This is a genomic window from Chryseolinea sp. T2, assembly GCF_037203685.1.
Classification (GTDB): Bacteria; Bacteroidota; Bacteroidia; order Cytophagales; family Cyclobacteriaceae; genus Chryseolinea.
Genome location: NZ_JBBCAU010000004.1, coordinates 14,527 through 26,314, shown reverse-complemented (window position 1 = coordinate 26,314; position 11,788 = coordinate 14,527). Strand labels below are relative to the sequence as shown.

General features: G+C 49.4%; 6 protein-coding genes. 1 reads left to right on the top strand and 5 read right to left on the bottom strand.

Going from position 1 to position 11,788, the window contains the following annotated elements; all coding sequences use genetic code 11:
* The first annotated feature begins 15 nt into the window (after positions 1-15).
* Entirely contained in the window at positions 16-672 is a 657-nt protein-coding gene (locus tag WBG78_RS14605; protein WP_337327184.1) for a hypothetical protein, read from the top strand.
* 54 nt (positions 673-726) lie between these two features.
* Here the strand turns inward: WBG78_RS14605 and WBG78_RS14600 are convergent, their stop codons facing one another.
* The 5 genes from WBG78_RS14600 to WBG78_RS14580 all read right to left on the bottom strand — a co-directional run bounded on the left by WBG78_RS14600 (position 727) and on the right by WBG78_RS14580 (position 11,200).
* Positions 727-2,292: a SusD/RagB family nutrient-binding outer membrane lipoprotein gene (locus WBG78_RS14600; protein WP_337327183.1), complete on the bottom strand. Its 1,566-nt coding sequence runs from the start codon at positions 2,290-2,292 to the stop codon at positions 727-729.
* A 39-nt stretch (positions 2,293-2,331) separates the two neighbouring features.
* Positions 2,332-5,469 carry a SusC/RagA family TonB-linked outer membrane protein gene (locus WBG78_RS14595; RefSeq protein ID WP_337327182.1) on the bottom strand — a complete coding sequence of 1,046 codons (3,138 nt, stop codon included), beginning with the start codon at positions 5,467-5,469 and terminating at the stop codon, positions 2,332-2,334.
* 322 nt (positions 5,470-5,791) lie between these two features.
* The gene (locus tag WBG78_RS14590; protein ID WP_337327181.1) at positions 5,792-6,754 is read right to left on the bottom strand and encodes a CRTAC1 family protein; all 963 of its coding nucleotides are present in this window, start codon (positions 6,752-6,754) and stop codon (positions 5,792-5,794) included.
* Positions 6,717-8,015 (bottom strand): FG-GAP-like repeat-containing protein, encoded by a 1,299-nt coding sequence (locus tag WBG78_RS14585; RefSeq protein WP_337327180.1) that lies wholly within the window; start codon positions 8,013-8,015, stop codon positions 6,717-6,719. Before WBG78_RS14585 ends, WBG78_RS14590 begins: the two co-directional genes overlap by 38 nt.
* A 266-nt stretch (positions 8,016-8,281) precedes the next feature.
* Complete coding sequence (locus WBG78_RS14580) at positions 8,282-11,200, bottom strand: PD-(D/E)XK nuclease family protein (protein ID WP_337327179.1); 2,919 nt, start codon at positions 11,198-11,200, stop codon at positions 8,282-8,284.
* Between the last annotated feature and the right edge of the window lie 588 nt (positions 11,201-11,788).

The window sequence follows — 11,788 nt, the reverse complement described above, 5'->3', positions numbered from 1 at the left end:
AAAAATGAAAATTATATGGCTCGCTTGCAAAACAATCCGCTTATGAAAGGTGCCTCAGGGCGCATCGGGAAGACTTTGGTTGTAAAAACGCTTGTTGACGGAAGTCAGGTCCTTGCCAACACGCCCGCTAAGAGGAAAAAACATTCTGCAAAGCAGGTAGAACATCTCGACCGTTTCAAGGATGCGAAGTGGTTTGCCAATATCTGGCTGGTAAAGCATCCGGAAATCAAGGCCATGTACCAGCAGCGTGCGAAAGGCACCATAAGAAACTGGCACAATCTGGCGATTGGTGACCATATGAATCCACCGGAGATTCATGAAATACACATCGAACGATATACAGGCGAGCCGGGTGAAATTATCCGGGTACGTGCCACAGATGACTTTAAGGTAGCGTCGGTGAAGGTGACGATTACAGCGGCGGACGGACGGAAGATTGAAACCGGCGAAGCTCAGCCGCGGGGTAAGAAAGGGCTGTGGCGTTTTTTTACTACAGTAAAAAACCAGGAGCCGCAGGGAACAGTGATTACAGCGATGGCTTTTGATCTGGCGAGGAACGACGTTACGGCAACCCTGACGTGTAGTGATATCGTTGGTGAGCAGATATGGCGACTGAAGGCCCCTAAAAAAAGAGAGGGAGAGGTCCCAAACAACTCTCTCCCATCTCAATAAACAACTACCCAAAACTTGTCTTCTTTCTAAATCGAGAATTTTATTCGATTAGAATCATTTGCCTCCATCCCACCAAACTCTGGTCATGAAATTATCTCCACCCATGCGTGCTATTGCCGCAGCGTAATTTGTTGGGTTGTTGGCAATTTCTGATTCCCAGTACTTCAGTCGGCGCGGTATTTCGTTTGACTCATAACGATTGGGATCCTGTGTTGGTGTAAGCACCGGATATCCTGTTCTTCTCCAGTTGGCGTATGACTCGATGTCGTTCAGATACGTTGCCGCCCAATACTCTTCACCGATGAGCCGAAGTTTATCATCGTTTGAAGCCGCTGCAAAGCCGCGGCCTGCTATATAACCTGCGATTTCACCGGTGGTTCTTACGAAACCTGCATCGAAGTCGGCCCATGAATCTATGGCACCCTTAACGCCACTTGCAAAATAGGCGGATGCGTCGCCGGAGATCCAGCCCTTAACCACTGCTTCCGCCTTCATGAGTTCGGTTTCACCATAGGTGATGAGAAGGTAAGGATCAGACCAATCCATGTACTTGATGTTAAGCATGGAGAACATTTCATTTCCCTGCGCGTCGAAAGTAATGTCATCGTCGGCGTCGAGGACATTCTTGATTGTTGATGCTGTGTATCCGTTGGGCATCCCGCGCTGTTCTGCCGGAGCTGTTTCCCATGATGCTGAGCTTTCCGGATCGCCTACACCTCCGGTGATAATCATGAGCCTTGGATCGTTGTTGGCAACCATCCAGTCGACAAACGTCTTGCTGACTTTGCAATCTTTGGAGTACTTGTAGGTGTTCCAGTAGCCATCGTTCAGACCATTCCGGTTCACGCCCTGCGGGCCTTCGGCGTAGTGGATCATAGCATTGTCAGAAACATTATCGAAGGCACCTGCGTAGGCCTCGGTAAATATATCTTTGGCTTTTGCAGCGTCGACGTTGCTGATGCGCAACGCCATCCTCATCAGGAGCGCATTGGCAAACTTTTTCCAAAGGTCAGTATCGCCGGAATAGATGAAATCCTGAACACCGAGCGGTTTGGCTGATGCTGAAAATTTATCGCGCGCTGCCTTCACGTCATCCATCATGGCGTAGTAAACGGATTGCTGTGCATCGTATGCAGGGAACCAATACTCTTCGCTTTCAAGTCCGTTACCCGCCTGCGAATAGGGAACATCGCCATAAAGGTCCGTCATGCGCTGGAGCACATATGCTTTAAGCACGACGCTTGCTGCGTTCAGGTTGGCCTGTTCAGGAACATCTGCTGTGTTGTTGATGACGTGTTGCAGCAGCTTGATCACGTTGGTGTACTGCGTTTCCATGTAGGCGCCGCTGTACTGGGCGCTGTAGTAATACTTGTCGCCGCTGAAATACGAGGCAAGAGAGGAAGTATGCTGGATCATGGTGGCCGCATACAGCATCAATGCCCTGGTGTTTTCGTACTCGGCGCCTACCCGTAACGTTGCATAGGAGAACAGGTAGTTCATGTCCATGTCGGTGACAGCGTTCTTGTTTACGTTAAGCTCAAGCAGCTTGTCTTCGTCGCACGCGCTGAATGTGAACAGCAGGGCGAAGACGGCCGTAAGCATCTTATATGTTTTTTTCATGATAATCGTTTTTAGATCAATTCGCGTAAGTCATAATCCTTAAAAGCCCAGCGAGATGTTTATACCTGCGCTTCGTGTAGCCGGCATGGCGAAGTACTCCAGACCGGTCGATGTGTTGCCCGTTGTGTATGCTGACTCAGGATCGATGTTGTCGACTTTGCTCCACAGTAACCAGAGGTTCCTTCCAACCAGTGAGATAGACGCCGATTGGAACGGGGTCTTCGATAACAACGAGGACGGGAAGACGTAGCCAAGTGAAAGCTCACGCAGTTTTATGAATGACGCATCGTAAACCACGTTCTCCGTTATCTGTGAGTAGCGGGAATAGTAATTGTCGATGAGATAGGAGCCATTGTCGTCGGTAGCAGTAGCCGGAATGGTCCACGTCTTTTCGTTTCCTTCAGTGTCCACGCCGCTAACGGTGAGGCCATTGGTCCGGGCATCTGCTGTCTCCTGATGTAATCCACTGCCGTAGGCAACAGCGTTTGTTGCAGACATCACGTGGCCGCCATAACGCATGTCGAGGAGGAAGTTCAGTCTGAAACCTTTATAGGTAAGGGTGTTGGTCAGACCTGCAGATATCGGGTGACGGCCTGTGGCGATCGTCTCGAAAGCATTTGAGCGCACAGGGTATCCGTTTTCATCATACACAGGCTTGCCATCGATCGTCTGTTGCTTGTAACCGGCAATCATGCCCAGTTGTTCGCCTACGATGTGACGGATCACCTCTCTTTGTAAACGTGAGCCGTCGAGGTTGATGAACTTGATTGGATCTCCGGCAGCATCAATTCCAAGGTCCAGAACCTTACTGATGTTACGTGAGAAGTTCAGTGTAACATCCCAGGTGAAGTTTGCCTTTGATATAGGCGTACCGTTGATGAGCAGCTCTACTCCTTTGTTGCTCATCTCACCAATGTTGATGGTGGTGGTGTTAAATCCGGACAAGGCTGAGATGCTGCGATCGAGAATATCGTCGGTAGTCTTGCGATTATAGTAGGCTACGTCAACGCCCAGGCGGTTGTTGAAGAATCTCACGTCTGCGCCGATCTCGAATTCATTTGATTCATAAGGCTTGAGGCCGGCGTATGGGATCGAGCTATTTGTGATGGTTCCAAGGCTTCCGCCCATGTGACCCGAGCCGACCAGATTATAGGTGAGAGCCAATGCATAAGGATTGGGGGCACCACCGCCCGTCATACCCCACGAAGCCCTCACCTTGGCGAAGGTAAACACGCTGGGGAGTTGCACGATGTCGCTCAGCACGATGCTGGTACCCACCGAGGGATAAAACAGCTTACTGTTTTCAGGCGACAACGTTGAGAACTGATCCTGGCGTGCTGTCAGGTTGAGGAACGCATAGTCGCGGAAGCCAATGTTAGCAGAACCGAATATAGAATTGATTCCCTGCTCGGTGTATTCAAAGGATACCGCTGCAGCTGCCACGTTGGTGATGCTGTGGAAGAAGGGAACGACGAGGTTATCCCCTCCCCCACCAAGCATCTTGTAGTATTTCCGCATGCGGTTTCCGCCGACGAGGGCATCAAATGAGAACTCGCCAACGTCTTTCTGAAATCCGAGCATGACGTCGGTGTTCAGCTCCTGGAGTGTCTTGTTGGTTTCGTTGTAGCTGCCTCTGGGCTTGTATGCTGTACCGTAAGGTTCATAGCCGTCGTCGATGCGGTTCTGATAGTCGATGCCTATCCGGCCCATTACGTATAGCCAATCCGTGATGTCGTAGCGAATGCCGGCCTTTCCAAAGATGCGGTTGGTTACGTCTTCCCTGTTGAACTGGTAAGCTGCCCAATACGGATTTGTCAAATAAGGACTTTCCTGGTATTGCAACTCGTTGCCGTCTTCAAGTGCGCCGTATTTTGACGTCGAGCCCTTCATTACATCGAAGGGAAGTGTAGCTGGCTTTGTAATCACCGCGTAGTTCGCGTTGCCCGGCGAGTCGGACAAGCGTGGGCGGTTCTTTGCTTTTTGCCACGAGTACTGACCCGTAAGATCGAACGTAAATTTCTTCAGCTTGCTGTTCACGCTGACGTTGGCAACGCGGCGATTGAAGCCTGCGTTTGGCATCACGTCATCGTTTTTCAGATCGGAGAAAGCAAAGCGATAAGACCCAGTTTCGTTTCCACCGCTGAGGGCAACAGAATTGTTTAATGTGGCGCCAGTCCGGTAGAAGTCCTTGATGCCTTCGTTAAGATGAGAATAAGGACGGGACACACCATCGAACTGAACGACTGAGGAGTTATCGTATTCTTTTCCCCAGTGGCTGCCGCCGACATCGTTGGCCTCCAGCGCATTCGTTGGTGCCTTCCCGTCGAAACCGGGACCATAGGTCTTCTGGAATTCGGTATAATCGACCACGTTGTCGATGGTCATGTTTGAATTAAGTGTGATGCCAATTCCCTTTCGTGAAGTTCCGGTCTTCGTATTGATGAGGATGACACCGTTCGCGGCACGGGCGCCGTATAATGCGGCGGCGGCGTTGCCTTTCAACACAGAGATGCTTTCGATGTCATCAGGGTTGATAGAGGCGAGTCCATCGCCGGAGTCGCTACCTCCCCACATTCCGGCCTGTCCCATGTTGCCTGTTTCAATAGGCATACCGTTGACCACATACAGGGGCTGATCGTTACCCTTCAGTGACGAGCCACCGCGGATGACGACGCGCGATGATCCTGCAGCGCCGGTTGCCGGAGGGCTGACATTAACACCTGCGATCTTTCCGGTGAGTGCAGTTCCAACGTTGATGGCCCTGGATTCGGTGAACTTGTCACCATCGACCTGCGTAACTGAGTAACCCAACGCTTTCTTTTCCTTCTCGATACCAAAGGACGTCACAACGACCTCGCTAAGCGTCTGAAGGTTTTCCTTCATCGTTACATTGAGAGAAGATTGTGTGCCCACGGCGACTTCCTGAGTGGCAAGGCCTATAAATGAAAAAACAAGAGTGGCATCCTCACCGGCAATGGATACACCGAAGTTTCCGTCGGCGTCTGTGATGGTTCCATTCGAGGGATTACTCTTGATAATTACGTTTACACCTGGTAAAGGTGATCCGTCTTCGTTTAACACTTTTCCCGTTACTCGCCTTTCCTGACCCACAGCATCGCCCGGGCGGAATAGACACAGTAGAACAAGGACAATAAGTCCGTGTAGCTGTTTACTCATAGATTAGGTTTAGTTTAAGGATTTTAACTACGCGATAAATCCGTAGTCACGCTATCGAAGCACTTACCTTTTCAGATGTTTTTAAATAGCCGACGTTTGCGTAATGAACACATTGAAACGGGATACGATTTCTGTTGTGATTGTTTCATTCACATGAAAATCAACGCCATCGTTTGTGATGTTACTGTTGCCGTTAACGAATAATTAAGTTTTTGTATTCCGTGTTTCGTGTGTTGCGTATACCGGTACAGTGGCGTGTGTCTATACCGTTGTGTGATGTGTAAATAGAAGAGTGTGTCGTATGAATAAGAGTTTAAACGCCTTACTCAATGCAAAGCCTGTTTGGCAAAGTCCATTGAATACGCTTTGGAGTCAGTGTTTCTGCGTCGGTATTGCCTTCAACAAGACGAAGGAACTGGTTAGTCCTCACATTCTTTAAAACCTGTGTATGACCACTGCCGTGCCATTTGATTTCAATCTCGTCTACAACGGTTGCCTTTCCGACGCCGATCTCCCGCCTGTGGGGTGAAGACCCAAAGCTTCCTCCGCTGTTTACGTCGCGATATACAGATCGCTGACTGCCATTTTCGCGGAACGTAAGTTTTACGCGTGTGCCTATAGCGGCACGGTTGGCTTCCGTTCCTTCGAGTGTTAACACTATCCAATGATTGTTGCCCTGCCCCGGATTGAGGAAAAAAGAATTCTGATAGGCATCACCCGGGTATGCTCCGCCCATATCCGTATAGATGTCCTGGTCTCCATCATTGTCCATATCGGCGAACGAGACGCCATGTCCCTTTTGAAGATGCCCGACACGGGCGGACGAAGTAACATCAGCAAATGACTTACCTTTTATATTGAGAAACATCCTGTTGGGAATCAGTGACTCGTATAAAGGATTACCAGTGCCGAGGTAGATATCCAGAAAACCATCATTGTTGATGTCTCCGAAATTTGATCCCATTGCAAATGCAAAGGTATTCAGTCCAGCTTTGCGTGCTACATTCTTGAACGTGCCATCGCCATTGTTATGGTAAAGCAGCATTTTGTTTTTCTCCGGATTGTCGATGCCCAGCTTTTCGGCCGCGACGTCTGCCGCGAGCGACTCATCGAAACTATAGTCGCAGGCGAATATGTCGAGCCACCCATCGTTGTCGTAGTCCCAGAACCAACCAGGAAACGTCCTGGCCTCGTCGCGGTCAATTCCTGAGATATGAGTTACATCTTCGAAGGTGGGTACCTGTCCGTTAATGCCCTTGTTCTTCAGAAGTTTTTCTATTGCCATCAAGAGATGAAATAAAAATGTCCTGCCATCCATCGTTATCAAAATCGCCGGAGGAAACGCCTTTGACAAATTGGATTACATCGCATGAAGCTGAAGATGCCACGTCGCGAAATGTACCATCGCGATTGCTGAGGAACAGTTCACACGGGTGTTTCGGGCCTGCTTCATCCGCAGTTTCATTTCCAATGAACACATCCAGCCAACCGTCGTTGTTGAAATCGTTCCATGTAGCTGTCTGGGTAGGATGAAACGAAAGCAATCCGCTTTCTATAGTAACGTCAGTGAATGTGCCATCACCATTATTCTTCAGCAAAGAGTTTGGTATACATCCCTGTTCGCGGCGCCAGGCACCGCGCAGGACAAAAACATCTTTCCATCCATCGTTGTTGTAATCAGTTTGCATGATATTCAGGCCGCCAGTAATTCCCTCGAGTCCTGCTTTAGACGAACGATCTTCGAAGGTACCATCACCCCGGTTTTTAAAGTAGTGCATCCGCTCACGCGTACCCCATCCTGAGGTTACAAGGTCAATCAGTCCATCGTTATCGAAGTCTTCGGCGATGGTGCCACCAGACATGTTGTTAACTTCAAGTCCCAGGTCACCCGCGATGTCCTCGAAAGGGTTTACTTTAACTTCCGATTCATTTTTCAATTCAGGAATAAGGTAAACGGCGGGTACTTTGTCGGGATAATCGCCGACAGTCATGTAAGCGAGATTTAGAAGCCAGCGTGACTCCAGGTCCTGTCTTTCTCTGCTCAGAATATCTTCGAACAACGCGATAGCTTTTCTCGATCCACGTTCGTCCATGTGGATTCCTGCTCCGGAGATGGGCATGATACACGAGGCTGAAGCGTGATCCATAACGCAGTTTGATCTTTCACCAAGGCGGAGATAGCTTAAGGCGAGGCCTTTCGCCACACGAAGATCGTCGGGGCGATCTCTGACGAGGGGTTCAAGGAGACGGACGGCTTTCTCTTCTTCACCCATCTCAAGCAATGTCATTGCCTTGCGGTAACGATTTATTCTTGTTGTATAAGGGTCTGCTTTCGGATCGGCCAGCAGTGAATCGAGGCGACGCAGTTTAGTGCGGGGCTCGAAGATGTTATAGGTGGATGAATAACGCCGGTCAATATCACGGAGGATCTTTACCATCTGGCGGTGGCGGCTACCAACCGGCAGCGTTTCTTTGCTGCAGGATAAAGGCATGACGGACAGGACCAGCAGGATGACGAGGCATCCGCCGGGAAGAATGATTTTCACAGTTGTCGGAATTCAGCAGAAACAATCGTGTGCAATAGCCATAGGGTTGCGGCTGTCGCACTGCACTAAAAAAAGGCCGGGTTCGGTCCTGCAAAAATGCCCACTCGATGAACTTCAGTTGTATTAAATGTGACTAGTGGACGTGCGCTGTGCCAGACCGTTGCGCATATATGATCTTTAGGCCGCTGGTCACACAGTGGTCAATACCTGATATGGAGAACTGCTCTCATCTCCGTCCGGGACCGTTCATCATCAGCCAGCAGTGTTTACCGGTAACACAGCTCGTTGAATTCACAGAACTTGCATGTGTCGGTGTTGGTTGTCTGATCGAACGGCGTGTCGGATACGTAAAGCTCGTGAAGTGTCTCTGCAAGCCGCGCCTTGAATTCGGGAAAAAGATCGCGGGCATCTTCGACGTAGTCTTTGCCCATCCTGAATCCGAATTGAAAATTCCTGTCGAACAGATTTATCCGGTTGATCAGGCCGGCCAGTAGCCGCTCCGTGCCAGGTTTGTTGGTGTGATATAACAGTGCATACAGTAACGTTTGAAAAGCCGCCTTATTTCGTCTGGCGTCGCGGCTGAACAGAGATTCCACGCTGTCGAAATCGAGCTGGTCTTTTCCCGTCTTGTAGTCGATAATACGAACGACATTGTCCTTCCGGTCGATGCGGTCGATCTTTCCACTTACTTTGACCGTAGTGTTTGTTCCACTCAGTTCCACCCGGTAAAGAAACCCGCCCTGTTCGGTGGCCTCCAGTATAAAAGGACTATAAGCTTTATCGTTTAGCAGTATACGCCCGACAAAGCTGCGCACTACTTCCCGTACAACGATGCGCTGGCCCGCATAGTCGACCCGTTGCTCTGGATCCAGCCGGTAAGCGCGAATGAATACGGCATCGATCAGCTTGTCAATCCTGCCATGCGCCTTCTCAATATCTTCGCGTTGAACTATACGATTCCCTTTTTGTTCAACGATTTCATTGTACAGGTGCTCCATGACCTCATGAAGGAAGTTACCCAGTATTCGCGCATCAAGGTCTTCTTCCACTTCATCGGCCTCGCGTACGCGTGCGACATAACGGAGATAAAACCGAAGCCGGCATTCAATGTAGGTATTCAATGCAGAAGGCGATATCCCCTGACTATACTCGTTGCCTTCGTTCATCTTCAACAACGTTTCACGTATTGCCGGCGATTTTTGAATGGTAATGGGATTGATCGGTGACGGCCTTATCGAGTTATGTAAAACTGCGCGTGACATGGGGATGCCGCTTTCATATATGATCTGCTGCAGGTAACGGCTCATCTCGCCCTGTCCCAGTACATCCGTCTCGGAATTATAGAACAAATAGATATTGTCTGCACGCTGCAAGACACGATAAAACAAATAAGAGTAGATCGCATCCTGATGTTCGACTGTCGGAAGACCGTAAGCCTTTCTTATATTAAAGGGAATGTATGAACCCTTTTGCGCTGAAGCCGGCAATGAACCTTCATTGAGCGACAACATAAACACGTTCTTAAAATCGAGATTCCTGGTCTCGAGCATACCCATGACCTGAAGGCCACGCAACGGCTCGCCGGAGAAAGGAATCTTCTGCGCCTGTATCAGTTGCCTGAGCAACCGAAGAAAGGACTTGAATGCGGATTGCCGTCGCGTTGTGCCTCCTCTTGAGTCCGGTGCGGTCGCTTTCGGAAGTGCATCCCCAACGATCTCCTCCATGCGATTGAGCAACATCAGGAAATGAAATGCATATTCCTTGTCAAGGTCATTGATCGAAGCAATTGCTCCGACGGCGGTTGTTATGTTACGCAAATAGCCGACTACGTCGGCCGGCTCAATGGGAATAAAAATTTCACGATGAATGTCGACAGCCGTGGCCAGGAAAGACTTCGGAATATGAACCCAGTTGTGCTTAAGAATCTCCTTTCGTTTCTCATTAGCGCTGGCGAAGTCTGCAGCAACAACATATGGATGTCCAAGCAAAGCCAGCACCTGGCGGTGATTGAAATGATCATGGCGACGTGAGATCTGTAACTCTATCAGCAGTTCTGCAAGGGCAAACATGGGTGTGGCCGACAGCGGAAAACCCATAGTCACGTTGAGCTTCTCTACAGCAGATGACAGTCCATGTAATACGGGCAGCAAAAGTTTTTCATCAGGGAGTACGATAAGCGTCTCTTCCGGATTAAGACCCAGCGTGAGTTGATCGCGGAGTATTTGCGACATGAGCTTTGCCTGGCTAACAGGGTCCGGTGCACCGAAAATCTTTATGGATGAATCGGGATGCAGCTCATCGGTGGTATTATTGTCGGCGACCTGCTTAAGCTTCTTTGAAAGCAGATTAGAAGGAACATGCTGAGTGAAGGTCTTTCCAAGGATGTCGTGCTTCTGATACTCTCTGAAAAATCTTCCTGCTTCCTGCACATTGTTGTTGACATAGTAAGCATCCATGTCCCAATACACGACCGCATTATATTGCTCCACAAAGGTGGTCATCAGTGCTTCTTCCGCTTTAGTCAGCGCGTTGAAACCGGCAAATACGATCTGGCGATCTTCAGACGACGTAAGTGCAGCCAGGTTTTCAACCACCGACCTTTGAAGCATCCCCTCGTAAGCAAGTCCTTCAGCAGACAAACGCTCGTGGAATAACGTGTACAGATCAAGAAGGCCATTCCATACTGAAAGGAACTTCTGCTTATTCGCGCTAACATTATTCTCAAATCCCTTCCAGAAACTTTGAAGGAATTCGCGCTGCTCGTCAGTGAGGAAATCGAAAGTAGCATCGAGCTCCTTCTGCACACTGAGATTCGTGAACAGTTGCTCCGCCGGAATGAGATACTTATCGATCTCTTCGAAGTCGCGCAGCAGCATATCGCCCCAGAAATAAAACTTGTCAAATGCCTCGCGTTCACGACCGGAATGATCAACGGCCTCGTGGTAGGCGTCGTAGAGGCGTTGGATGAGTAATAACTTGTCGGGCACTTTCCATGGAGAGTACTCGGAGAAGAAATCCTCGATCGTGATCATCTTTGGCGCGAAAGTCGGCTTGCTGAAATGCGCGGCGAGGTGCTTTCGGAAGTAAATCACCGCGCGACGGTTGGGGAAGACGATAGTGAGCTTGTCGAGCTGTTTGTATTGGCGTACGATGTCGGTGGCAATTTCCTGGAGAAAAGTCTGCATGCGGGTGGGAAGGACGGAAGCGAATGGGAAATAAGCAATGTTGGGAAGGAGTTTTTTGGCGATGTATGGTTAAGTTGAAGGTGTAGCTGTGGACGTTTTGATCCGAAGGTGTAGGGCTGTGGATGCTTTGATCCGAAGGTGTAGGGCTGCCGCGAATAAAATGCAGGGTCGGGAGGTTTGGGAGTTTTAGAGGTTTCGGGAGGTGCGTTGATTTGAAAGCTCTGTGCTTTTGGTATGGTTTGATTTGAATGGTTAGTGCTTCGTAGTCTGTTTAATTCCGAGGAACGGGAGACTGCGGCTTTGCTTTCCCACATCTTAAGTTCGGTTGATGTGTGTTGTAGTAAAGGTGTAGGGTCGCTTCGAATAAAATGCAGGGTCGGGAGGTTTGGGAGTTTTAGAGGTTTCGGGAGGCACGTTGATTTGAAGGTTCGGTGCGTTTAATATGGTAAGTTTGGATTAGTTGGTTCTTCGTAGTCTGTTTAATTCCGAGACAGGGGAGACTGCGGCTTTGCTTTCCCACATTTTAAATTCGTTTGATGTTGTTGTAGTAAAGGTGTAGGGTCGCTTCGAATAAAATGCAGGGTCGGG

Coding starts and splice junctions, on each gene's coding strand:
- WBG78_RS14590 (WP_337327181.1), bottom strand. CDS start 6,754: ATGGCAATAGAAAAACTTCTGAAGAACAAGGGCATTAACGGACAGGTA.
- WBG78_RS14605 (WP_337327184.1), top strand. CDS start 16: ATGGCTCGCTTGCAAAACAATCCGCTTATGAAAGGTGCCTCAGGGCGC.
- WBG78_RS14600 (WP_337327183.1), bottom strand. CDS start 2,292: ATGAAAAAAACATATAAGATGCTTACGGCCGTCTTCGCCCTGCTGTTC.
- WBG78_RS14580 (WP_337327179.1), bottom strand. CDS start 11,200: ATGCAGACTTTTCTCCAGGAAATTGCCACCGACATCGTACGCCAATAC.
- WBG78_RS14595 (WP_337327182.1), bottom strand. CDS start 5,469: ATGAGTAAACAGCTACACGGACTTATTGTCCTTGTTCTACTGTGTCTA.